This window comes from Umezawaea tangerina (assembly GCF_003002815.1).
GTDB lineage: Bacteria > Actinomycetota > Actinomycetes > Mycobacteriales > Pseudonocardiaceae > Umezawaea > Umezawaea tangerina.
The window spans coordinates 1-20615 of the sequence record NZ_PVTF01000008.1; the positions used below are offsets into that span (position 1 = coordinate 1).

18 protein-coding genes, 1 tRNA gene and 1 pseudogene are annotated in these 20615 nt (G+C 72.2%); 6 read left to right on the top strand and 14 right to left on the bottom strand.

The genetic code is table 11. The features are described 5' to 3' along the window. Nucleotides 1-130: 130 nt before the first annotated feature. Entirely contained in the window at nt 131-1399 is a 1269-nt protein-coding gene (locus CLV43_RS25595) for an ATP-grasp domain-containing protein (protein ID WP_106189855.1), read from the top strand. 16 nt (nt 1400-1415) lie between these two features. Here CLV43_RS25595 and CLV43_RS25600 read toward each other — a convergent pair whose 3' ends face one another. From CLV43_RS25600 to CLV43_RS25610, 3 genes are all read right to left on the bottom strand, one after another. Then, nucleotides 1416-2324, bottom strand: coding sequence for an NAD-dependent protein deacetylase (locus CLV43_RS25600; protein ID WP_106189856.1), 909 nt, complete (start codon nt 2322-2324; stop codon nt 1416-1418). A gap of 18 nt (nt 2325-2342) precedes the next feature. After that, nucleotides 2343-2834: a hypothetical protein gene (locus CLV43_RS25605; protein WP_106189857.1), complete on the bottom strand. Its 492-nt coding sequence runs from the start codon at nt 2832-2834 to the stop codon at nt 2343-2345. 159 nt (nt 2835-2993) lie between these two features. Next, nucleotides 2994-3218 (bottom strand): hypothetical protein, encoded by a 225-nt coding sequence (locus CLV43_RS25610; RefSeq protein ID WP_106189858.1) that lies wholly within the window; start codon nt 3216-3218, stop codon nt 2994-2996. 125 nt (nt 3219-3343) lie between these two features. Here CLV43_RS25610 and ppk2 point away from each other — a divergent pair, with 125 nt between their 5' ends. Beyond that, on the top strand, nt 3344-4300 hold the full coding sequence (ppk2, locus tag CLV43_RS25615) for a polyphosphate kinase 2 (protein WP_106189859.1): 957 nt from the start codon (nt 3344-3346) through the stop codon (nt 4298-4300). A gap of 397 nt (nt 4301-4697) precedes the next feature. On the opposite strand, the gene CLV43_RS25620 is transcribed toward ppk2, so the two are convergent. Further along, complete coding sequence (locus CLV43_RS25620) at nt 4698-5468, bottom strand: alpha/beta fold hydrolase (protein ID WP_245886969.1); 771 nt, start codon at nt 5466-5468, stop codon at nt 4698-4700. 100 nt (nt 5469-5568) lie between these two features. On the opposite strand from CLV43_RS25620, the gene CLV43_RS25625 reads away from it, so the two are divergent. Further along, nucleotides 5569-6675 (top strand): hypothetical protein, encoded by a 1107-nt coding sequence (locus CLV43_RS25625; protein ID WP_106189860.1) that lies wholly within the window; start codon nt 5569-5571, stop codon nt 6673-6675. On the opposite strand, the gene CLV43_RS25630 is transcribed toward CLV43_RS25625, so the two are convergent. The 5 genes from CLV43_RS25630 to CLV43_RS25650 form a co-directional block, all read right to left on the bottom strand. After that, nucleotides 6665-7537, bottom strand: a complete 873-nt coding sequence (locus CLV43_RS25630; RefSeq protein WP_106189861.1) for an alpha/beta fold hydrolase — start codon at nt 7535-7537, stop codon at nt 6665-6667. The genes CLV43_RS25625 and CLV43_RS25630 overlap by 11 nt on opposite strands. Nucleotides 7538-7548: 11 nt before the next feature. Next, nucleotides 7549-9087, bottom strand: coding sequence for an acyl-CoA synthetase (locus tag CLV43_RS25635; protein ID WP_106189862.1), 1539 nt, complete (start codon nt 9085-9087; stop codon nt 7549-7551). A gap of 98 nt (nt 9088-9185) precedes the next feature. Beyond that, nucleotides 9186-9566: a PPOX class F420-dependent oxidoreductase gene (locus CLV43_RS25640; RefSeq protein WP_106189863.1), complete on the bottom strand. Its 381-nt coding sequence runs from the start codon at nt 9564-9566 to the stop codon at nt 9186-9188. Between the two features lie 63 nt (nt 9567-9629). Beyond that, nucleotides 9630-10466, bottom strand: coding sequence for a patatin-like phospholipase family protein (locus CLV43_RS25645; RefSeq protein ID WP_106189864.1), 837 nt, complete (start codon nt 10464-10466; stop codon nt 9630-9632). 17 nt (nt 10467-10483) lie between these two features. Beyond that, nucleotides 10484-12223 carry a helix-turn-helix domain-containing protein gene (locus CLV43_RS25650; RefSeq protein WP_211304555.1) on the bottom strand — a complete coding sequence of 580 codons (1740 nt, stop codon included), beginning with the start codon at nt 12221-12223 and terminating at the stop codon, nt 10484-10486. Nucleotides 12224-12343: 120 nt separating this feature from the next. Here CLV43_RS25650 and CLV43_RS25655 point away from each other — a divergent pair, with 120 nt between their 5' ends. Further along, nucleotides 12344-13723, top strand: coding sequence for an FAD-binding oxidoreductase (locus CLV43_RS25655; RefSeq protein ID WP_211304556.1), 1380 nt, complete (start codon nt 12344-12346; stop codon nt 13721-13723). Further along, nucleotides 13720-15201 carry a carboxylesterase/lipase family protein gene (locus CLV43_RS25660; protein WP_106189869.1) on the top strand — a complete coding sequence of 494 codons (1482 nt, stop codon included), beginning with the start codon at nt 13720-13722 and terminating at the stop codon, nt 15199-15201. The genes CLV43_RS25655 and CLV43_RS25660 overlap by 4 nt, the downstream gene beginning before the upstream one ends. 203 nt (nt 15202-15404) lie before the next feature. Here the strand turns inward: CLV43_RS25660 and CLV43_RS25665 are convergent. Together CLV43_RS25665 and CLV43_RS25670 are read right to left on the bottom strand one after the other, a co-directional pair. Further along, nucleotides 15405-15476, bottom strand: a tRNA-Cys gene (locus CLV43_RS25665). A gap of 403 nt (nt 15477-15879) precedes the next feature. After that, nucleotides 15880-16614, bottom strand: coding sequence for an SDR family oxidoreductase (locus tag CLV43_RS25670; protein ID WP_106189870.1), 735 nt, complete (start codon nt 16612-16614; stop codon nt 15880-15882). Between the two features lie 127 nt (nt 16615-16741). Between CLV43_RS25670 and CLV43_RS25675 the strand changes: the two genes are divergently transcribed. After that, nucleotides 16742-18352: a serine/threonine-protein kinase gene (locus tag CLV43_RS25675; RefSeq protein WP_106189872.1), complete on the top strand. Its 1611-nt coding sequence runs from the start codon at nt 16742-16744 to the stop codon at nt 18350-18352. 226 nt (nt 18353-18578) lie between these two features. Here CLV43_RS25675 and CLV43_RS25680 read toward each other — a convergent pair. The 3 genes and pseudogenes from CLV43_RS25680 to CLV43_RS25690 form a co-directional block, all read right to left on the bottom strand. After that, nucleotides 18579-19037, bottom strand: a pseudogene (locus CLV43_RS25680) (SRPBCC family protein); the annotation flags it as partial. 80 nt (nt 19038-19117) lie between these two features. After that, nucleotides 19118-19342: a CDGSH iron-sulfur domain-containing protein gene (locus CLV43_RS25685; protein ID WP_106189875.1), complete on the bottom strand. Its 225-nt coding sequence runs from the start codon at nt 19340-19342 to the stop codon at nt 19118-19120. A 43-nt stretch (nt 19343-19385) separates the two neighbouring features. Then, the gene (locus tag CLV43_RS25690; RefSeq protein ID WP_106189877.1) at nt 19386-20375 is read right to left on the bottom strand and encodes an iron-containing redox enzyme family protein; all 990 of its coding nucleotides are present in this window, start codon (nt 20373-20375) and stop codon (nt 19386-19388) included. Between the last annotated feature and the right edge of the window lie 240 nt (nt 20376-20615).

Consider the following 20615-nt stretch of genomic DNA (forward strand, 5'->3'; position numbering starts at 1 on the left):
ACTACAACACCCGACGGGCCCACAGCGCCCTCGGTGGTCGACCACCGATCAGCCGACTGGCCGCCTAACCGTCAACAACGTCACAAATCACTACACCTAGCGCGCCCCACCCGAGATTGAGGATCTGGCCATGACGGCTCCCACCCCCGCCGAACGTCCGCTGCTCGTGCTCATCGGCACCGGCATGAGGCTCTACCGCGAGTACCTGCTGCGGTCGATCGGCGCCCACTACCGCGTGCACCTGTTCCTGTCGGCCGAACCCGAGTGGGAGAAGGAGCACGTCACGGGGTGGACCGTCCTGCCCAGCACGACCGACGGCCCGGCGATGGCCGCCGCCGTGCTGGAGCTGCACGCCACCGACCCGGTCGCGGGCGTCCTGTGCTGGGACGAGGTCCGCATCCACGCGGCCGCGTTCGTGGCCGGGGCGCTCGGCGTCCGCAACGGCGACCCGGCGGTCATCTGGCGACTGCGGGACAAGGGGCAGACCCGTGCCGCGCTGGACGCCGCGGGCGTGGCGCAGCCGCGGTCGATCCCGGTGAAGACCGTGCAGGACGCCGTCGACGCCGCGGCCGAGGTCGGCTACCCGGCCATCCTCAAGCCCCGCGGTCTCGGGGCGAGCCTCGGCGTGATCAAGGTCGGGGACGAGGAGCAGGTCCGCGCGAACTTCGCCTTCACCGAGGGCGCGCGCGGACCCGAGCCGGTCGTGTTCGACACCGACCGGCCGATCCTGGTCGAGGAGTTCGTGTCGGGGGAGGAGATCAGCGTCGACTCCGTCGTGCGCGAGGGCAAGGTGACGCCGCTGTTCGTCGGCCGCAAGGTCGTCGGCTACCCGCCCTACGCCGAGGAGATCGGCCACTTCGTCGACGCCGCCGACCCGTTGCTCACCGACCCTGTGCTCCGGGCGGCCCTCCAAGAGACCCACGAGGCGCTCGGCTTCACCGACGGCATCACCCACTCCGAGTTCATGCTCACCGCCGACGGCCCGAAGGTCATCGAGGTCAACGGGCGCCTCGGCGGCGACATGATCCCCTACCTCGGCCTGCTCGCCACCGGCATCGACCCCGGCCTCGCCGCCGCGGCCGCCGCCACCGGCGCCGAAGCCGACCTCACCCCCACCGCGAACCGGGTCGCGGGCATCCGCTTCTTCTACGTCGAGGAGGAGGACACCACCCTGGGCTCGCTCGGCTTCGACGAGACCGCACTGCCCGAAGGCCTCGACAAGGTGGTCGTCGTCGCCCAGCCCGGCGCCGTCGTCTCCCCGCCGCCGAAGGGCACCGTGTGGGGCCGCATCGCGTTCGCCATCGCCGTCGGCGAGTCCCGCGACCAGGTCACCCGACGCCTCGACGCCGCCGAGTCCGCCCTCGACGTCGTCCCCGCCCTGGAGTCCGTGCCCGCCTGACCCGGACTGGGTCCGGTCACCCCGCCGCGGTGACCGGACCCTCCGGCCGGTCCACCCCGAGCCGTCGGGTCAGGTCGGTGAGCGCCTGGCCGAGGGGGAGGTCGACGCGGGTGGTGGCGTAGGGGTCGCCGCGGGTCTCGCCGCGGTTGACGATGAGGACCTGCTTGCCGGTCTTGGCGGCGTGCCGGACGAACCGGAGGCCGGACATGACGGTCAGCGAGGAGCCCAGCACCAGCAGGGCCTCGGCGTCGTCGACGAGTCGGTAGCACTGGTCCACGCGGGGGCGGGGGACGTTCTCGCCGAAGAACACGACGTCCGGTTTGAGCACGCCGGAGCAGTCCGCGCACGGGACCGGGGTGAAGGTGCGGACGACGTCGTCGGGCAGCTCCACGTCGCCGTCGGGGTTGATCCGGGTGGCGGTGCCCTCGAACGCGGGGTTGGCCGCGCGCAGCCTGCGGTCGAGGGTCTCGCGGTCGCTGGTCCGGCGGCAGTCCAGGCAGATCACCCGGTCCAGGCTGCCGTGCAGCTCCACCACGTCCGGCGCGCCCGCGGCCTGGTGCAGGCCGTCGACGTTCTGGGTGATGATCCCGGACAGGTGGCCACCGGCGTGCAGGGCGGTGACGGCGCGGTGGCCGTCGTTCGGCGCGGCGCGGGCGATCGTGCGCCAGCCGAGGTGGCTGCGCGCCCAGTACCGCCGTCGGCCGTCCGGGTTCCCGGTGAACTCCTCGTAGGTCATCGGCGTGTGCCTGCGCAGGCTGCCCTGCGCGCCGCGGTAGTCCGGGATGCCCGACTCGGTGGACAGCCCGGCGCCGCTGAGCACGACGACCCGGCCCCGCGCGACGGTCCGCACCACCTCGTCGAGGTCGGTCGTCCTGGGCAGGGGCGCCCCGGTGGACGCCCAGCTGAGGGTTGGTCTTGTCCGCACCCCACGAGCGTACGTACGTCAGGCGGTCTCGGAGATCCGCACGGCCGTCGCGGTGTCCCCGGTGGTGGTCGCGACGACGGTGACGGTGTCGCCCGCGGCGATGTCGGCGGCGCTCCCGGTGGCCATGCCCGCGCCCGGCGCGGTGGCGGCGGCGAACACGGTGGCCGAGTCGATGACGTAGGTCCTGGTGTACCCGTCGGTGCTGGTCGCGGTGAGCGACGTGGCGGTGATCGCGGTGACGGCGCCGGTCTGCATCTCGCCGTGCGACACGCCCGACAGCAGGTCGTTCGCGCCACCGGGTCCACCGCCGGTCCCGCCGGGGCCCATGCCCGCTGGTGCCTGGCCGATCGCCGACGACGTGTCGGAGCCGGAGGTCGCCCAGACCGCGGCACCACCGCCACCGGCGATGACGAGCGCGACGGCCGCGGCGACGACCCCCTGGCGGACCTTCGACCGCGGGGCCTTCGGCTGCCGGGGCGCGGGCGGGGTGAACTGCTCGGTCGTGGTCATCGGGTGCTCCTCGTGGTCGGCTCTGCTGAGGACCACGGTCCCGGCCGCCGCTGTGCCCGCCCTGTGCGTTGCACGGGCGCGGCCTGTGCGACCACGTCCGGTGCGGGTGATGACCGGGTGGAGGTCGGTGCCGTCACGACCTCCACCCGGTCACGCGCGTCACTTGGCGGCGGTGCCCAGGTCGGCGAGCGCGGCCGCGAGCTTGAAGTACTTGTTGGTGCCCAGGTCGCGCACGGTCTTGATGCCGAACGCGGCCTCCAGCTTCTCCGCGTCGCCATCGCTGACGCCCGCGAGGGCGGCGACCGGCGCGTCGAGGACCTCGGCGACCGTCAGGTTCTCGTAGGCCTTGTCGAGCTGCTTGTCCAGGTCGGCGGTGATGGCCATGCTGCACACCCTTCCGTGAAGTTGATCAAGCTGAAGGGTTCACCTTATCGGGTGACGCGTTGTGGTCGGCGCCAGCCTGGTGCGGAGAGGTATGACCAGCGACATGCCGGGGTAACACCGACGGTATGCGCCCTTTGCCCGACGTGCCCGCTCTGCTCGCCGAGTTCGAGGTCGACGACACCGACCGGGACGACCCCGTGCTGCTGCACCGCGGCGGAGCCCCGGTGGACACGTGGCGGCAGAACTACCCGTACGACGAGCGGATGTCGCGCGAGGAGTACGACCGCGAGAAGCGGCTCCTCCAGATCGAGCTCCTGAAGCTCCAGTACTGGATCAAGGAGACCGGGCAGCGGCTCGTCGTGGTGTTCGAAGGGCGCGACGCGGCGGGCAAGGGCGGGACGATCAAGCGCTTCACCGAGCACCTGAACCCGCGCGGCGCGCACGTCGTGGCGCTGGAGAAACCGTCCGAACGCGAACGCACCCAGTGGTACTTCCAGCGGTACGTGGAACACCTGCCCGCCGCCGGGGAGATGGTCCTGTTCGACCGGTCCTGGTACAACCGGGCCGGGGTGGAACGGGTGATGGGGTTCTGCACCGAGGCGGAGTACGAGCGGTTCCTGGTGCAGGCGCCCGCCTTCGAGCACATGCTGGTGGACGACGGCGTGCTGCTGGTGAAGTTCTGGTTCTCGGTGTCGCAGGACGAACAGCGCACCCGGTTCGTGATCCGGCAGGTGGACCCGGTGCGGCAGTGGAAGCTGAGCCCGATGGACCTGGAGTCGCTGGACAAGTGGGACGACTACACGTCGGCGAAAGTGGCGATGTTCCGGGAGACCGACACGGCGAAAGCACCGTGGACGGTGGTGAAGAGCAACGACAAGAAGAGGGCGCGGTTGGAGGCGATGAGGAGCTTGTTGGTGCGGTACGAGTACGAGGATCGGGATGAGGAGGTGGTGGGGAGGCCGGATACGAGGATTGTTGGGGCGGCGGCGACGTTGTTGGAGTCGGGGGAGGATGAGACGGATCTGTCGCCTACGCCTTTGCATCACGGTGGGGAGGTGATGGGGATTGGGTTGCATCCGTAGGGGTTGGGGTGTGGGCACTTTGCGTGTGTCGGTTGGGTGCTACCAGGTATTGGGGGAAGCCCAGCCCCCGGCGCGCGATTGTCTCAATGCTTGATCTTGCTTGTCAAGACGATAGGGCTGTCTTGACAAGCAAGATCAAGCAGGAGGGCGCTGTGTATCGGGGGCAGAGGGGGAGTCTGGCTTCGCCAGCATCAGGCTGCGCCTGACAGGGCATCGGGCTCCGCCCGACAAGGCATCCTTGGCTTCGCCGTTGGACAAGGCATCCGCGCTTCGCGGCGGACAGGGCATCCTTGCTGCGCTGCGGACAAGGCCCCAGGCGCTTTGCGCCGGATGCGCGCTGGCGGGCTGCGCCCAATGTGGAGGGGTTTGCTCGCCTTTGTTGGTTGTTGGTTGTTGGTTAGCAGGCGGGTGCGAGGGCTGGGGAGTCTGCCCAGGCGATTAGTTGGTGATTTAGGGCTTTGTAGACGGTTGGGTCGAAGGCCATTCCGGTGTGGGTGGTGTGGACTTCCAGGTGTTCTGCGTGGGGGTCGAGGCTGCATTGCCAGGGGACGATGGCGTCTGAGCGGGAGTAGATGGAGAGGGCTGGGGTTTGCAGTGGGGTGGTGAGGGCGGTGATGTTGGTGTTGTAGCAGGTGCCGGAGAGGCAGTCGGTGTTCATGAGGCCTGGGATGCCGAGGGTGGAGAGGCGGGTGAGGAGGGCGGCGATGGCCATGACGTCGCGTTGGGCGTTGAGGGGTTCGACTACTGGGCTGCCGAGCATGATGAGGCCGCGGACGAGGTCGGGCCTGCGGGTGGTGAGGAGGCGGGCCAGGGTGCCGCCGCGGCTTTGGCCGATGAGGACGACCTGGCCGCCGGTGGTTTCGGCATGGGCTTCTAGGCGGCGCTCCAGCTTGTCGACCAGGTCGGTGGTGCAGCCGACGGTGAAGCCGATGCCGGCGCCGGTGGGGCGGTAGCCGCGGGCGCGGAGCCAGGTGCTGGTGAGGGAGAGGGTGTGGTCGCCGGGGACGAGCAGGACGCCGAGGCCCTGGCCCTGGGTGGTGTCGACGGTGGTCCAGACGGAGTGGCGGAGCAGGCGGGGGATGCCGAGCATGGCGACGAGCACCTGCTCGCGGGCCGCGACCTTCATGGTGTCGAGCGCCCGTTCGGCGATCATGTGGGGTGCCCTCATCGGCCGCTCCGTTCCTCGGACATCGTGCGGAGTGGCTACCCCGGAAATCCATTTTCGACACCTGCGTGTCTCGTAGCCCGGTATCGCTAGTGTCACGCCGGTGGAGAAGGTTCTGCTGGCGGCGGTCATCGTCCTGGCGACGGCGTACGGCGTGCTGGTGCCGACCCGTGGCGGGGCGCCGGAACGGCCTGGGCGGGGGTGGGCGCGGCATCCGGGGACGTGGCTGCTGGTCCTGGTGCTGCTGGTCTACCTGAACCAGGTGCTGTTCACCGTGTACGTGCGGCGGGAGTGGGGCGGGGACGTCACGCGTCTTTCGCGGCTGCTGCCGGAGGGCTGGTTCGCGTTGGCGGACCTGGGGTGGCTGGCGGACCGGTTCCCGGCGCCGGAGCTGCTGCCGTGGACGGTGATGCGCGCGCAGTCGTCGTTGGAGCTGGCCTTCGCGGTGCTGCTCTACCTGCTGGTGTGCCGCTGGTTCGGGGCCGAGGTGTACCGCAGGGCGGTGCACGCGCGGTGGGCGGTGTCGGCGTCGTTCACGGTGACGTTCTGCCTGATCGAGTGGGCGTTGCCGACCCCGTACACGACCGACGACATCGTGATCCGGGTGCTGTCCGGCGTGGTCGTGCCGCTGGCGGTGAGCAGGCTGTCGGAAGGGCCCGTCGGGCCGCCGCGGCTGGTGCCGTTCGTCGTGTCGGTGGCCGCGATGGGAGCGCTGGTGCTGACCGTGTACGACACGGCGCTGCTCTACAACCTCGGCGACCTGGACGACTGGCTGCCGGTGGCCGCGGCGGCGGCGGTCGTGCTGGCGGCGGCCCGCTGGTGGGCGCGTCGGCCCGCGCCCGCGGCCGGTCCGGCGACGGGCGCGGTCACGTCGTCGCTCGGCTGGTTCCTGGTGCTGTTCCTGGTGCCCTCGCTGCCGCTGCGCTACGGCGTGAACTTCGGGACGACGGCGGTGTCGCTGGCGGCCGGTGTGGTGGTCACGGCGGTCGCGCTGCGGCTCGGCTGGCCCAGGCGGCTGCTCGGGTGGTTGGCCGCGGCCGCCGTGGCGGGTGTCGGCGGAGCGGTGCTGGGCTACCTGCTGGCGAGCGGCTACCACGAGGCGCGGCTGCTCGCGGCGGCCGCGGGGTTCCTGCTGGCGGGCGGTGCGGTGTGCGCGGCGGCCGACCGGTGGTCGACGGCCGCCGCGCACGAGGAGCCCGCTAACGCCTGAGCTTCTCGCCGAGCCAGGCCACCAGGTCGCCGGTGACCTCCTCGCGGTTGGTCTCGTTGAGGATCTCGTGCCGCGCGCCCGCGTAGACCTTGGTCGTGAGGTCCTTCGTGCCCGCCTGGCGCAGCCGGTCGGCCAGCGCGTGCAGCAGCGCCAGGTCGCCGTTGACCGGGTCCTGGTCGCCGACGGCCAGGTACACGGGCAGGTCGGGGCGGACGTCGGCCAGCCGCGCGGGGTCGGCGGTGGAGCGCAGGCCGACGAACATGGCGCGCACGGACTCGCCGTCCAGGCCGAAGCCGCACGCGGGGTCGGCCACGTAGGCGTCGACCTGGGCCTCGTCGCGGCTGAGCCAGTCGTACTCGGTGCGGGCGGGCTGGAAGGCGCCGTTGAACATCGCCAGGTCCAGCGGGGCGTCGAGGTCCAGCGCCGGTTCGAGCAGGTCGATGGCCGCGGTGCCGGTGAGCGCGACGGCGTCGACGCTCCCGCTGCCGGTGAGCAGGTACTGCTGGGCGGCGAACGACCCCATGCTGTGCGCCACCAGCCCGACCGGCGGGTCCGGGTGCTCGGCGTGGATCCGGGCGTTCAGCACACCGACCTCCTCGACCAGCGCGGACCAGCCGTCCGGGCCGAGGACGCCGTGCTGCTCCGGTGACGGGGCGCTGGCGCCGTGGCCGCGCTGGTCGTGGCCGTACACGACGACACCCGCCGCGGTGAGGGCCTCGGCGAGCCCGGCGTAGCGCAGGACGTGCTCGCCCATGCCGTGCAGGACCTGGACCGCGGCGACCGGCGCACCGGCCGGGTCCCAGCGGTATCCGACGAGGTCCTGGCCGTCGCGGCCGGTGAAGTGGAACGTCTCGGTGGGCATCGGCATCCTCGTCACTGGGGTCGGGTGTACTGGGCGCGCAGCTTGGTCTTCTGGAGCTTCCCGGTGGGTGTCCTGGGCAGCTCGGTGACGAAGTCGACGGACCTCGGGGCCTTGAAGTGGGCGATCCGGTCGCGGACGTGGTCGAGCAGCTCGGCGGCCAGCTCGGGACCGGTGACGACGCCCGGCGCGGCCTGGACGACCGCCTTGACCTGTTCGCCCATCTCCTCGTCCGGCACGCCGATCACCGCGATGTCGAACACCTTCGGGTGCAGCGTCAGGACGTTCTCGATCTCCTGCGGGTAGATGTTGACCCCGCCCGAGATGATCGTGAACGCCTTGCGGTCGGTGAGGAACAGCGACCCGTCCTCGTCGACGCGGCCGACGTCGCCGGTGGTCGTCCACAGTGGATGGTCCGGGTGCTGCGCGGCCGCGGTCTTGGCCGGGTCGTTGTGGTAGGTGAACGGCAGCCGGTCGCGCTCGAAGTAGACCGAGCCGATGCCGCCCGCGGGCAGCTCGAGGCCCTCGTCGTCGCAGATGTGCAGCACGCCGAGGCCCGCCGTGCCGACCGTCCCCGGTTTCGCCAGCCACTCCTCGGGGCCGACGAACGTGACGCCGTTGCCCTCGGTGGAGGAGTAGTACTCGTGCAGGATGGGACCCCACCAGGACATCATGGCGTTCTTGACCTCGACCGAGCACGGCGCCGCGGCGTGGATCGCCAGCCGGTGGCTCGTCAGGTCGTGCGCCGTCCGCTGCTCCCGCGGCAGCTTGAGCATCCGCACGAACATCGTCGGCACCCACTGGCTGTGCGTGATCCGGTGCCGCTCGATCGCCGCCAGCGCCGCCTCGGGCTCGAACGCGGGCATGACGACGACCGTGCCGCCCAACGCGTGCACGAACCCGCCGAACCGCAACGGGGCCGCGTGGTACAGCGGCGCCGGGCACAGGTACACCGTGTCGCGGTCGAAGCCGTACATCTTCCCGAACACGGCGACGTACGGGTCACCCCACTCGTCGACCCTGCGGTCCGGCAGCGGCGGGCGCACACCCTTGGGCACGCCCGTGGTGCCCGAGGAGTAGAGCATGTCGTTGCCGACCCTGTTGTCCGGCAACGGGACCGGCTCGGCGGTGGCCAGCGCGGTCTCGTAGTCCTCGTGGCCGTCCACCGGGCCGCCGAACGCGAGCCTGCACACCACGGTCGGTGTCCGGTCGGCGATCGCCAGCGCCTGCTCGGCCTTCCCGGCGGACACCACGAGCGCCTTCGCCGCGCAGTCGCCGACGATGTAGGCGATCTCGGCGGGTTTGAGGTGGTGGTTGATCGCGGTGATGTACAGACCGCCGCGCAACGCCGCCCAGTAGGCCTCGAAGCAGCGCGGGCCGTTCTCCGCGATGACCGCGACCGTGTCACCCCGGCGCAGCCCCCGGTCGTGCAGGAGCCGGGACAGCCGGGTCGACCGCTCCTCCAGCTCCGCGTAGGTGAGCGCCTCGCCCGTGTCGGACATGACGACGGCGGGCTGGTCGGGCTCGGTCCGCGCCCAGTGTCCGGGGTACATGACGCCTCCTCGTCGAGGGTCGGTCCACTACTCGCACCTTCGACGACCACCGGCCGCGGGGCAACCCCCGGAGGGGCGGGGTGTCCGCCGGTGACCGGTCAGCAGCGCACCGCGATGGCGATCCCGCGCCGCTTCGGCCTGCGCAGCACCTTGGTGGCCCACTCGGCCACCCGGACCAGGAAGTACTTGCTCGCCAGCAGGGCCCGCGCCTCGTCGGTGTCGGCCTGGTTCAGCAGCCGGGCCGTGCCGCGCACGGTGGGCGCCCCCTGCGCGACCCGCCCGCGCCGGTCGCACGGGGTCAGGTCGACGGTGCCGTTGTTCCTGATCCGCTTGACCTTCCCGCTGTCCGGGGAGGTCCAGATGAACAGCTCACCGCCGTCGACCGCGTGCCACACCGGCGTCGGCACCCCCACACCGGACTTCCGGTAGGTGGTGAGGCTGACGTAGCGCTCACGGGCGAGCTCGTCGAGTGTCGTCACCCGTCCATCATGGACCGCCGCCGCACCCCCGTGCCGTTCCCCCTGGTACCGGTGCCCGGGGGGTCACTTCCAGAACGCGGCGACCTCCGCGGCGATCCGCAGGCCCTGCTCGCGGCCCGCGCGGGCGGTGGGCTCCCTCGTGGCCGGGTCCAGCGGGTTCGGGCCGATCGCGGCCACGCTCGGCTCGTCGGTGCCGATCACCAGGACGGAGGAGCCCTCCTGCCGCAGGGCGTCGACCTGGCCGCCGAGGGCGTCCATCCCCTCCACCCGCATCGCCTGCAGCACCAGGACGACGTCGTGCCCGGTGGCGAGGTCGGCGTTCTCGCCGCTGCGCACGCCGCCGTCGACGTAGCGGGTGCCGCCGATGGTGACCGGCGGCCAGACCACCGGCACGGCGCAGCTCGCCGTGACGGCGTCGACCAGCTCCACGCCGCTGTCGGCGTCGAACACCCGCTCCTGCCCGGTCTCGGCGTCCACGGCGACGATCAGCACCTTCGTGGCGGGCCAGGTGTGCACCGGCAGCCTGCCCGCGATCACCTCGCGCCGCCGCTCCTCCGCGACGGTCGGGGCGTCCAGCGCGGCCCTGCCGATCCGGCGGCGCACCTCCAGCGGGTCGGCGTCCTGGTCCGCCGTGACGCCGAACAGCTCCACGAGGCGGTCCATGTCGACCTCGGCGGCGATCTCGGGTGCCTGCGCGTCGGGATCGGTCTGCGCCCGCAGCAGCCCCGGCAGCGCCGCGCCGCTGGTGATCTGCGCCGCCACCACCGACCCGGCGGACGTGCCCACGACGAGGTCCGCCCCGGTGACGTCGACCCCGCCTTCGGCGAGCCCGTTGAGCAGACCGATCTCCCAGGCGATCCCGGCGATCCCGCCGCCGCCCAGCACAAGTGCGCGAGTCATGCCCCCATCCATACCACTCACCCGTCCAGCGCGTCGGCGCCACGACGCAGGCGCAGCAACAGGTGCAGGTCCAGCGCGCGCTCGGGCAGCCGCCAGTCCTCGCCCAGCAGCCGGTCCAGCACCGCGAGCCGTTGGTACAGCGTGTTGACGTGCACACCGAGCTCGGCCGCGGCGGCCGCCGGACGCCTGCCGTGGTCGAGGAACGCGTGCAGGGTGGCCAGCAGCGGCACCGAACGCCGCCGCTGTTCCGCCTCGACGGCGCCGAGCTCGCGCTCGAACAGCTCCCGCAGGTCGCGGTGGCCCTGGTGGGTCAGCAGCACGCGGTAGATGCCCAGCCCGGCCGCCGTGGTGAGCCGCCCCGGCCGGTCGAGCGCGAGCAGCGCGTCCAGGGCCTGCTCGGCTTCCCGGCGGCACCGGGCCAGGTCGTCCGGTCCGGTCGCGGGACCGGCAGCCCCGGCCGTGAACCGCTGCCCGCCAACGCGTTCCGGCCAGCCTGCGGCCAGCGAGTCCGGGTCGGCCACCGGCACCACCGCGACCAGCCGACCGCCGTCCGCGGCGACCGCCGACCCCTCGGGCAGCACGGCCGACAGCCGCGCGCGGGCGGCGGCCGGTGGGGTGTCGTGCGTGCGGACGACGAGCACGCTGTACGTCCGCCGGGGGTCGAGCCCGGCGGCCCGCACCTGCCGCGCCGGGCTCGGCGGGTCGTCGTCGGCGCGGGACAGCAGGTCCAGCAGGAGCGCGTCGCGGGTCAGCCGCGCCGACCGCTCGACGGCCTCCTGGCCGACCAGGACCAGCGCGAGCGGGGGAGCGGCCCGTTCCAGCAGCAGCCGGTCGTCCGCGCTCGGTTCACCGGGACCGGTCAGCACGAGCGCGCCCAGCGTCCGTCCGCCCGCGATGACCGGCTGGACCAGCCGGTGGCCGTCGGGCGGCTCCTCGTCGACGCCGACGAAGTCGACCCGGTCGGTGGCCGACGCGGCGACCTCCGCCAGCAGGTCGTCCACCCCGCCGCCGTCGAGGACGACGCGGGTGAGGCGGCGGTCCCAGTGCAGCGTCCGCTCCAGGTCGGCGTTGGCCTGGTCGAGCCGGTCGACGGCCGCGCGCGAGGCCTGCATCGACCGGGCGTTGTCGATCGCCACGGCCGCGTGGGCGGCGAGCGCGGACAGCAGCGTGATCTCGTCCTCGTCGAAGCTGCGCTCCTGCCGCTTGCACGCCAGCAGCGCGCCCAGCACCCGGCCGCGCGACGTCAGCGGCACGCCCAGCAGGCCGCGCATGTTCTCCGCGGCGGCGGCCCGGTCCGCCGCGGCGTCGTGGCGCAGACCGCGTTCGGCCCGGTAGTCGGGTGTCCACACGGGTTCGCCGCGCGCGACCACGGCGGCGGCCAGCCCGGTGTCCGGCGGGATGGCCAGGCCGAGCAGGTGCGGGGTCAGCGCGCCGTCGGCGATGTCGATGCGCAGGTGGTCGTCCTCGACCAGGGCCAGGTAGGTCAGGTCGACGCCGAGCAGCCGACGGGCGTGGGCGACGACCTCGCCGACGAGCGCGTCCGGGTCGTGCAGGGCCGCCAGGCGGCGGGCGATGTCGTTGAGCGCGGCCAGTTCGGTGGCCCGCTGCTGCCGTTGCGCGAGCAGGGCGCGCAGGGCAAGCGCCGACCGGGCGTCGCGGTCGGCGCCCTGGTCGCCCGCCGCGCGCCGGGCCCGCTGGTGCCGGGTCAGCGTCTCGGTCGACGCGCCCTCGAGCAGCAGGTCGAGCCACGTGGTCACCGGGCGTTCCCTCCACTCGGTCCGGTCAACACTGGACAGTACGCACATTGCCGGGTCCCGGTGCCGGGGTTAGCGTCGGGTTCCGGGACACCGGGGTCACCGGGGGAGAGGACGGGCGTCGTGGACGAGCTGGTCGGACTGCTCCCGCCGGGGCGCGTGCTGGTCGATCCGGACGTGCTGGCCTCCTACCGCCACGACGAGGCCGAATGGGCCCCGTACGGCACGCCCGCCGCCGTCGTGCGACCGCGCACCGCCGAGGAGGTCCAGGTCGTCGTCCGGTACTGCGCGCGGCACGGCGTCCCGGTCGTCCCGCGCGGCGCGGGCACCGGCTTGTCGGGTGGCGCCAACGCGGTCGCCGGCTGTGTGGTCGTCGCGCTCGACGGGATGCGCGCGATCAAGGAGATCGACCCGCTGGAGAAGCTCGCGGTCGTCGAACCCGGTGTCGTCAACGACGACCTGCGCGCCGCCTGCGCCGAGCAGGGCCTCTGGTACCCGCCGGACCCGGCGAGCTCGCCGTGGTCGACCATCGGCGGCAACGTCGCCACCAACGCGGGCGGCGTGTGCTGCGTGAAGTACGGCGTCACGGGCGACTACGTGCTCGGCCTCCAGGTCGTGACGGGGACCGGTGAGCTGGTGCGGCTGGGTCGCCGCACGGCCAAGGGCGTCGCCGGGTACGACCTCACGTCGCTGCTGGTCGGCTCCGAGGGCACGCTCGGCGTCATCACCGAGGTGACCGTCCGGCTGCGACCGCGCCGCGAGCCGGAGCGGACCGTCGCCGGGTACTTCCCGTCGGTCGTGGCCGCGGGCCGGGCCGTGGAGGCGGTCGCCGCCGCCGGGCTCACGCCGTCCGCGCTGGAGCTGGTCGACCGGCAGTGCCTGGAAGCCGTCGACGCGTGGAAGAACATGGGGCTCTCGGCGGACGCGGACACCGTGCTGCTGGGCCGCACCGACGCCCCCGGCGCGGCGGGGGAGGCCGAGGCGGACGCGATGCTCGCCTGCTTCACCGCCGCCGGCGCCACCTGGAGCGTCCGGTCGTCCGACCAGGAGGAGGCCGACGCGCTGTTCGCGGCACGACGGCTGGCCTACCCCGCGCTGGAACGCCTCGGACCGGTGCTCACCGAGGACATCTGCGTCCCCGTCGGCAGGGTCGCGGAGATGCTGGGCCGCGTCCAGGACATCGGCGTCCGGCACGACACGAGGATCGCCAACATCGCGCACGCGGGTGACGGCAACCTGCACCCGATGCTGCTGACCGCCGAGGGCGACGAGGCCGCCAGGCTCCGCGCGCAGGCCGCGTTCGACGACATCGTCCGCGAGGCGCTGGAGCTCGGCGGCACGGTCACCGGCGAGCACGGCGTCGGCCTGCTCAAGCGCGACGGCCTGCGCGCCGAGCTCGACCCGGCCGTGCTCGACCTGCACCGCGCCGTGCGCGACGCGCTCGACCCCCACCGCATCCTCAACCCCGGCAAGGTCTTCACGACCGGCAAGGAGTCCACATGACCGTCGTGCGCATCGGCGAGGGCGCGTTGCGCGGCCGCCACAGCGATGGCGTGCACGCGTTCCGCGACATCCCCTACGCCCACGCCGAGCGGTTCGGGCTGCCCGAGGTCGCGGTGCTGACCGGCGAGCGCGACGCGGGGGAGTACGGGCCGACCGCGCCGCAGGGCTCCACTCGCATTCCCGGCGTCGACCTGGAGGCCATCGTCGGACCCGGCTGGGTGCGCGGCGAGGAGTACCTGACCGCGAACGTGTGGACGCCCGACCCCGGCGCGTCCGGCCTGCCCGTGCTGGTGTTCGTGCACGGCGGCTCGTTCACCGGCGGCTCCGGCCGCACCCCCGGCTACGACGGCAGCGCGTTCGCCCGCGACGGCGTCGTGCTGGTGACGGTGAACTACCGGCTCGGCGTCATCGGGTTCGGCTCCCTGCCGGGGGTGCCGGAGAACCGCGGCCTGCACGACCAGCTGGCGGCGCTGCGGTGGGTGCGCGACAACATCGCGGCGTTCGGCGGCGACCCGGACAACGTGACGGTGTGCGGCGAGTCCGCGGGCGCGCTCAGCGTGTGCGACCTGCTGGCGGTCCTGCCGCCGGGCCTGGTCCGCCGCGCGGTCAGCGAGAGCGGCGGCGGCTCGCACCTGCTCACCCCGGCGCAGGCCGCGGTGACCACCCGCGCCGTCGCCGAGGCGCTGGGCGTCCCGGCCACCGCGGAGGCGTTCGCGTCGGTGGCCGAGGCCGATCTCGTCGGTGCGCTGGCGAAGGTCACCGCCGGACAGCCGAACCTGGCCGTCGACGGCTTGGCCGACCCGCTGATGGGCCTGTCCCCGATCGGCCCGGTCCTCGACGGCGACCTGTTCGACCGCCAACCCGTCGACGCCGTCCGCGCCGGCGCCGCGTCCGGGATCGACCTGCTCGTGGGCCACAACACCGACGAGATGAACCTCTACCTCGTCGGCCTGGGCGCCACCATTCCCGAGGTCACACCCGAGCTGCTCGCCCTCGCCGTCTCCCGCCTCCACCCCGAACCGGCCGCCGTGATCGAGGCCTACCGCACCGCAGGCCGCGGCCGAACTCCCGGCGAACTGCTCTCCGCGATCGGCACCGACTACATGTTCGGCGTCCCCACCGCCCGCATCGCCGACGCCCACGCCCCGCACACCGCAGGCACGTGGCGCTACGAGTTCACCTGGCGCTCACCCGCGTTCGACGGACGCCTGGGCGCCTGCCACGGCATCGAACTGCCGTTCGTGTTCGACGCCGTCGACCGCGTCGACTTCGGCCTCCTCGGCATCACCCCAACCCCCGAAACCCGCACCCTCGCCACCACCGTCCACCAGGCCTGGGTCCGCTTCGCCCACGACGGCGACCCCGGTTGGCCGAGGTACACACCGGAGCACGCCGTGGTGCAGAGGATCGACGCGGAATGGACACTCACCACCGAGGCCGACGGCAAGGAAACCGCCGTGTGGGACGGAATTCGCTGACCGCCCACACCAGACCAGAGGTCCCCCGTCGGCAAGACCCCCCGATCCACACGGTACGACAGGGGTACGACATTTTCGTCGTCACCGCGCGAGCAGGGCACAGCAGGTGCAAAGCGTCGCCGGTCAACACCAGGCCAGCCGGCCACCTCACCGACCAGACCGACCACGCCCCTCCAGAGGCCTCGTCAACCACGCCCTTCCAGAGGCGGAGACGGGAATCGAACCCGCGTAACAGGCTTTGCAGGCCTGCGCCTGAACCACTCGGCCACTCCGCCGTACTTGATCACACACGACGACCGTAACCACCCAACACAGGAGTGACCAGGCCGTCCACTGTGCGGGAAAACCCCAAAAGCACTTGCAAAACCAACCCCAACAAGAAGCGAGCACAACCCCCTCCACGTTGGGCGCAGCCCGCCAGCGCGCATCCGGCGCGGAGCGCCTGGGGCCTTGTCGGCGCCAGCCGATGCCTGGTCCGACGCGCAGCGAGGATGCCTGAGTCAGGCGGAGCCTGATGCTGGCGAAGCCAGACTTCCCCTCTGCCCCCGATCCACAGCGCCCTCCTGCCCGATCTTCGTTGTCAAGACAGCTCTATCGTCTTGACAACGAAGATCGGGCATTGAGACAATCGCGCGCCGGGGGCTGGGCTTCCCCAGAGCGTGAGCACAACCCACCCCCTCACCCCCTCCCCACCAACGGCATATTCGTAGCCATCACCGTCATGAACTGCACGTTCGCCTCCAACGGCAGCCCCACCATGTACCGAACCGCCTCCCCCACCCCACCAACATCCATCGTCGGCTCCGCAGCCACGCTGAAGTCGGCTTGCAGCACCCCCGACGCCATCCTCTCCGTCAGCGGCGTGCTCGCGTTCCCGATGTCGATCTGCCCGCAGGCGATCCCGTACCGCCGCCCTTCCAGCGACAACGACTGCGTGATCCCCGTGACGGCGTGCTTCGTGGCGTTGTAGGCGATCGCGTGGGGCCGCGGCGCGTGGGCCGACACCGACCCGTTGTTGATGATCCGCCCACCTCGCGGTCGTTGTTCCTTCATCACCCGGAACGCTTCCCGCGCGCACAGGAACACCCCGGTCAGGTTCGTGTCCACCACCTTCGACCACTGCCCGAGGGTGAACTCCTCGACCGGGGTCGGCCGCACGTTCGTCCCCGCGTTGTTGAACAGCACGTCCACCCGCCCCCACCGCTCCCGGACGGCGTCGAACAGCGCGACCACCGACGTCTCGGACGTGACGTCCGTCGGGACGGCCAGGACGTCGTCGCCGGTGGCGGTCTCGGCCAACGCCTCGGGTCGGCGTCCCGCCAGCGCCACCCGGTACCCCGCTTCCAGGAGGGTCCGCGCGACCGCGCGCCCGACCCCGGACCCCGCCCCCGTCACCACCACGACACCGGTCACCGCAGCCTCCTCAGTCGACCGCCCCGATCATAGGTGCGGCCGCGCCACACCGGCTGACGTGCGGTTCCGGGGGAACCGCGTGGTTACCATCTGCGTCGATGAGGTGGTGGACGCAGAGGTGGGAGTGATGGCCGCGGAGACCTTCGGGCCCTACCGGATAGGTGAGCTGCTGGGTCGTGGCGGCATGGGCGAGGTGCACCGGGCGTACGACACCGCGCACGACCGGGTCGTCGCGCTCAAGCGGCTGTCCGCGCAGTACCACGCCGATGACGACTTCCGCGCCCGCTTCCGCAGCGAGTCCAAGATCGTGGCCCGGCTGCGGGAGCCGCACGTCATCCCGATCCACGCCTACGGCGAGATCGAGGGCAGGCTCTACATCGACATGCGGCTGGTGGAGGGCCAGGACCTCACCAAGCTGCTGGAGCACGGCCCGCTGGAGCCGCGCCGGGCGGTGCGGATCCTGGAGCAGGTGGCCAGCGCGCTCGACGCCGCCCACGAGGACGGTCTCGTGCACCGCGACGTGAAGCCGTCCAACATCCTCGTCGGCGCGAACGACTTCGTGTACCTGGTCGACTTCGGCATCGCCCGCAGCGCCTCGCCCGCGGCGACCCACCACACGGCCTCGGGCGACATCGTCGGCACCCTCGACTACATGGCGCCGGAGCGCTTCGGCGCCGGTCCGGTCGACGGCCGCGTCGACGTGTACGCGCTGGCCTGCGTGCTGTTCAGCAGCGTCGCGGACCGCCGCCCGTTCCTCGCCGACTCCACGGCGGCGCAGATCTGGGCGCACATGCAGGAGCCGCCGCCCAGGGCGTCGTCGTCGAACCCGAACGTCCCTCCCGCGCTGGACGACGTGATCGCGAAGGGCATGGCCAAGGACCCCGCGTGGCGCTACCCGACCGCGGGCGCCCTGGCGTCGGCCGCGGCGGCGGCGCTGGACGCGCCCAGGCCCGTGTTCACCGCCCCGCCCCCGGTGCCCGCGCCGCCGTTGCTGCCCCCGCCGCGTCCGGTCGTCGCGCCGGGGCCGCCGTGGCAGAACCGGGCGGGTGTCCTCGGCGCCGTCGCCGCCGTGGTGGTGATCGCGGCGGTCGTGGTGGCGGTGGCGCTCAGCAAGGGTGCCCGCGACCGGCTCGACTCGGGCGCGCAGTCCTCGACCGCGACCACCAGCACGACGGCGGAGTCGGGCACCACCACGACCACCGCGCCGTCCTCGTCGGTGCCCGTGAGCACCACGACGACACCGCCCGGCCCCGGTCCGGAGGTCGCGGCCCTGCTCGCCGTGCTCCCCTCGGCGTACAAGGACAACCCGGGCTGCGCGGGCGTCGACACCGCGGCCGGAGCCGTCGCCTCGGTCGCCTGCACCGGGGCGAACCGCACGAGCCCGTTCTTCCCGCCGCCGGAGAAGGCCGTGTTCCACCACTTCGCCGACCGCGGGGCCCAGGACGCGTTCTTCCTGAAACTGGTCGGTGACAACAACATCCCGCGCGACGACAGCCAGGGCGGTTGCCGTCCGCTCGTCCGCGGCGCGCACTACTCCACCTACTACCGCAACCAGAGCGGTCCGCTGGAGGGGGAGTTCACCACCTGCTTCGTCAAGGACGGGGTGGGCCAGGTGTGGTGGGTGGACACCAAGACGCTGGTGGTCGGGTCGCTGCTCTCGACCAGGGCCACCGGTGACGACGACCTCGACAAGCTGGGGTACTGGTGGAACGAGGAAGTCCTCAGCCCCGACAACTGACGACCGTCCGCTGGGGAGCGACGCGAAGGGCCCCGCGCACCGTGCGCGGGGCCCTTCGCGTTGTGGGGATCCGTTACAGGATCGGCGATCCGTTGGCCAGCGGCGGCTCGCGGCCGTCGTCGTGCCTGCCGGTCAGCGGGTCGGTCGACGCCGGGTTCCGGGTCAGGTGGTGGTCGGGGCTCTGCGCCACGTGCTTCTCCGGCGTGGCCGGGTTCTGCGGCGCCGCGTCGACGTCACCGCGCCAGGCGCCCGTCTCGGTGCCCTGCTTCTCGATGAAGTCCTTGAACCGGTCGAGGTCGCCCTTGATGCGGACGCCGACGACGCCCAGCGCCGCGCCGACCTTCTCGGTCAGCGACTCGGGCTCGTACTCCATCTGCAGGTTGACCCTGGTGGTGTTGTCGTCGAGCCGGTGGAAGGTCACCACGCCGCCGTGCGACGTGCCCTCCTCGGTGTCACCGGTGGTGTGCCAGGCGATCCGCTCGTCCGGGTGCTGCTCGGTGATCTCCGCGTCGAACTCGCGGCTGACACCGGCGATCCTGGTGACCCAGTGGGTGCGGGTCGGGGTGAGCTGGTTGATCTTCTCGACGCCCTCCATGAAGGCGGGGAACGACTCGAACTGGGTCCACTGGTTGTAGGCGGTCGTGACGGGCACTTCCACGTCAACGTGCTTCTCGATCGTCGTCACGTTTCCTCCGTTGCCGATCTGGTTCTGCGTTCAGGTCGTGTTCGGGGACTTACCCCCTGCGGTCGGGTCCCACACCCGGTCTAGCGCTCGCGGTCCCCGCCGGAGGCGTGGAAGCCACCGACCTTGTGGGTCCCGTCGCACAGGGGTTTGATCGCGGAAAGCCCGCAGCGGCACAGGGCCACCGTGCCGCGACCGCCGTCGATGACCTCGCCCGACTGGGTGCGCAGCTCGAAGTCACCGCGCACGAGCAGTGGTCCGTCCTGATAGGACGTTATGGTGGCGCGGCTTCCCGCTGATGTGTCCACGTGGGGTGGTTACCCGCGCCGGACCGCTTCTACACCAACGGGACTACGCTGTGCGCGACAGCGGTTCCGGGGAACTTTCCCAGCGTCCCAACAGGTAGCGCCCGAACTCGGCCTCGACGGCCAGGCAGGCCGTCGCGCCGAACAGGATGTCGGAGGCCGCCTCGGGGTGCTGGCGCGCGTAACCGCCGCACAGGTCGTGGGCGGCGATCTGCTCGTGCACGGCGTCCGCCTCGACGTGCTCGTCGTAGAACCGGGTCGCGGTCGCGTCACCGCCGAGGCGGCGCAGCCCGTTGCCGTAGCGCCGGTTCGGCAGCGACGACGTCATCTCGAACGCTGCCAGGTGGCCGATCAGCGCGCCGCCCAGGCTCCGGCGCAGGCCGAACAGCGAGATGGTGTTCGTCACAGCCAGCGTCACGGCGGGTGCCTGGTCGACGTAGTGGCCGTAGTCGTCGTCCAGGTCGAGCGCGCGCATGACGTCGCGGAACAGCTCGGAGTGCATGCGCTCCACCCGGCCGCCGCCGTACTCGTCCACCTGGATCTCGATCAGCGCGGCCTTCGCGGACCCCTCCAGCCTGGGTATGCCCCAGGAGTGCGGGTCGGCCTCCTTGAGGTGGTAGACCGAGCGCTGCGCCACGAACTCGCGGAACTGCTCCAGCGTCGCCTTGCGCTGCAGGAACCCCGCCAACGACGGTCCGTCGTCGGCCGCCACGAGCTCGGCCAGCGCGGAGGGCACGGCGTCCGGCTCCACCTCGACCGGGGGAGCCAGCAGCCGGAGCCCGGCCAGCCACCGCTCCTCCAGCGCCCCGCGCACGGCGATCAGCGACGGCGCCCACTCCCAGTCGTCGTCGACGCCGTCGAAGCCGCGGTAGTGCATCTCGTAGCAGGTCCACAGCGCCAGTTGCAGGTCCTCGTCGTGCACGATCCCGTCCACCGGGCCGTCCGCCGGGGGAACCGCCAGCGGGTACGGGCACGGGTGGCCCAGGGCGTCGATGACCGCGGCGCTGACCGGTCCGCGGGGGTGGGGCAGACGCATGGTGTTCTCCTGGTGCTCGGGTCGTCTTCGACCCGCGCCGAATACCCTGATCGGAGCAGTGCCAATCTCGTGCGGTACCCGACCGGGTCCCGGAGGGCGAGGCCGGGGAAGTCGTCGACCGCGGCAGGTTTCGACCCGCCACCGACGGGGCATCCGGGCTGATTGTGCTTGCTCGCCGAGCCGGGGAAGGAACGGGTCCGCCCATTCGACCGTCGAATGGGAGCGATCGCCGCAGGGCAT

Coding starts and splice junctions, on each gene's coding strand:
- CLV43_RS25595 (WP_106189855.1), top strand. CDS start 131: ATGACGGCTCCCACCCCCGCCGAACGTCCGCTGCTCGTGCTCATCGGC.
- CLV43_RS25605 (WP_106189857.1), bottom strand. CDS start 2,834: ATGACCACGACCGAGCAGTTCACCCCGCCCGCGCCCCGGCAGCCGAAG.
- CLV43_RS25610 (WP_106189858.1), bottom strand. CDS start 3,218: ATGGCCATCACCGCCGACCTGGACAAGCAGCTCGACAAGGCCTACGAG.
- ppk2 (WP_106189859.1), top strand. CDS start 3,344: ATGCGCCCTTTGCCCGACGTGCCCGCTCTGCTCGCCGAGTTCGAGGTC.
- CLV43_RS25620 (WP_245886969.1), bottom strand. CDS start 5,468: ATGAGGGCACCCCACATGATCGCCGAACGGGCGCTCGACACCATGAAG.
- CLV43_RS25630 (WP_106189861.1), bottom strand. CDS start 7,537: ATGCCCACCGAGACGTTCCACTTCACCGGCCGCGACGGCCAGGACCTC.
- CLV43_RS25635 (WP_106189862.1), bottom strand. CDS start 9,087: ATGTACCCCGGACACTGGGCGCGGACCGAGCCCGACCAGCCCGCCGTC.
- CLV43_RS25645 (WP_106189864.1), bottom strand. CDS start 10,466: ATGACTCGCGCACTTGTGCTGGGCGGCGGCGGGATCGCCGGGATCGCC.
- CLV43_RS25660 (WP_106189869.1), top strand. CDS start 13,720: ATGACCGTCGTGCGCATCGGCGAGGGCGCGTTGCGCGGCCGCCACAGC.
- CLV43_RS25675 (WP_106189872.1), top strand. CDS start 16,742: ATGGCCGCGGAGACCTTCGGGCCCTACCGGATAGGTGAGCTGCTGGGT.
- CLV43_RS25690 (WP_106189877.1), bottom strand. CDS start 20,375: ATGCGTCTGCCCCACCCCCGCGGACCGGTCAGCGCCGCGGTCATCGAC.